Annotated in this window: 2 protein-coding genes; one reads left to right on the forward strand and one right to left on the reverse strand. The window is 75.5% G+C overall.

Translation table 11 applies throughout. The features are described from left to right. Positions 1-767: GntR family transcriptional regulator (locus GTR00_RS20235; protein WP_205706282.1), on the reverse strand; the 767-nt coding region annotated here is incomplete at its 3' end. 247 nt (positions 768-1,014) lie between these two features. Between GTR00_RS20235 and GTR00_RS20240 the strand changes: the two genes are divergently transcribed. After that, on the forward strand, positions 1,015-1,741 hold a 727-nt coding region (locus tag GTR00_RS20240), incomplete at its 3' end, for a hypothetical protein (protein ID WP_166613333.1).

The raw sequence follows: 1,741 nt of genomic DNA on the forward strand, positions 1-1,741 counted from the left end.
GGCGAGAGCAGGCCCAGGCTCATGGTGGAGCTGGCCTGCAGGAACTGCGCGCTGGGCTGGGAGAAGGTGACCACCGCGGTCTGCGCGTCGTACGCCTGCAGCGCGCGGTCGCGGGCCTCGGTGATGTGCGCGGCCATCGCCGCGCGGGCGGTGGCCGGGTCGCCGGTGCGCAGGCCCTGCAGGACCCGGGTGTGCTCGGCGACGCAGTGCTCGGAGTCGGTGACGCCGCCGCCGCCGAAGAGGCGGAAGCGCTGGATCTGCCCGCCCAGGGCCCGGTAGGCCGAGAGCAGGAACTCGTTGCCGGTGGCCTCGGCGATCAGGCGGTGGAAGCGCTCGTCGGCTTCCCAGTACTGGCGGAACTCGTGGAACGAGGGCCCCAGCGGGGCGGTGGCCAGGTCGTGCACGGCCTGCTCCAGGCGGGCCAGCACCTCCGCGTCGAGCCGCGCGGCGGCGAGCTCGGCGAGGGCCGGTTCGAGCACCAGGCGCGCCTGCATGAGGCGCTCCAGCTCGGCGGGGGTCGCCACCGGCGCGACGCGGTAGCCCTTCAGGGCGGTGCGGCGCACCAGGCCGGTGGACTCCAGGCGGGCCAGGGCCTCGCGCACGGGGGTCTGCGAGACGCCGAACTCCCGGGCCAGCGCGTCGATGCCCAGGGCCGCCCCGGCCTTCAGCTCCCCGTCGATGAGCATGTCCAGGACCGCGTCGTAGACGTGGTCGGCGAGCATCTGGCGGCTGGGCGCCAGCGAGCGCCGCGGCTCCGTCGGATGCACGAGCGTCATCGTAGACAGCCCTTCGGCGGTGGACGTCGGCCAGCGGATCGGGGGGACGCAGCACGGGGGGTCACCTCCTGGGTCCGGCGACTCAGCGTCGAGTCGGTGTCATGGACCATAGATCGTGCACGATCGACGGTCAAGGGTCGGCGCCGGCCGGCCGGTGCGACGCTCCGGACGGGCCGCGGGCGCGCCAGCTCACTACCGTCGGAGGGGTGTCCGCACGCCCCGACCCCGCCCCGCCGCCGTGCGCCGCCTGAGCCGCGCGCTGCGCATGGACCTGGTGCGCAGCGACCGCGGCGCCCAGCACCTGACCACGCTCGTGGTCGCGGCGGTGTCCACGATCCTGCTGACGCGGCTGCTGCTGGCGCTGACCGGCTACCCGCAGATCGGCGGCGGCGGCACGGGCCTGCACGTGGCGCACGTGCTGCCCGGCGGGCTGCTGATGCTCCTGGCGATGGTGCTGCAGTTCGCCTACGTCGGCCGCGGCCCGCGCCCGGTGGCCGCGCTGCTGGGCGGGGCGGGGTTCGGGCTGTTCATCGACGAGGTCGGCAAGTTCGTCACCACCGACAACGACTACTTCTACGAGCCCGCCGTGGCGATCATGTACGTGGTCTTCGCCGCGCTCGTCGTGGGCGCGCGCCGCTGGCGCCGGCGGCGCCCGCTGGACGACGACGAGAAGGTCGCCAACGCCGCGCACGTCCTCGTCGACGGCCTCGCCGGGCACCTGCCGGCGCGCCAGCGCGAGGAGGCCCTGCGGGCCCTGGACGAGGTCGGCGGGCGGTTCGGGGCCCCGGAGCTGCGCGCCCTGCTGGAGCGGGTCGAGCCCAGCCCGGTGCCGGTGCCGCAGCAGCTGGAGCACGCCTGGGTGCGCGTGGACGAGCTGTTCGACCGCGCCGCCACCTCCCGGTGGGCGCTGCCGCTGATGGGGCTGTGCCTGCTGCTGCAGTCCGGGGCCGCGGCGCTGGTGGCGG

This window comes from Kineococcus indalonis (assembly GCF_009906395.1).
Taxonomy (GTDB): domain Bacteria; phylum Actinomycetota; class Actinomycetes; order Actinomycetales; family Kineococcaceae; genus Kineococcus; species Kineococcus indalonis.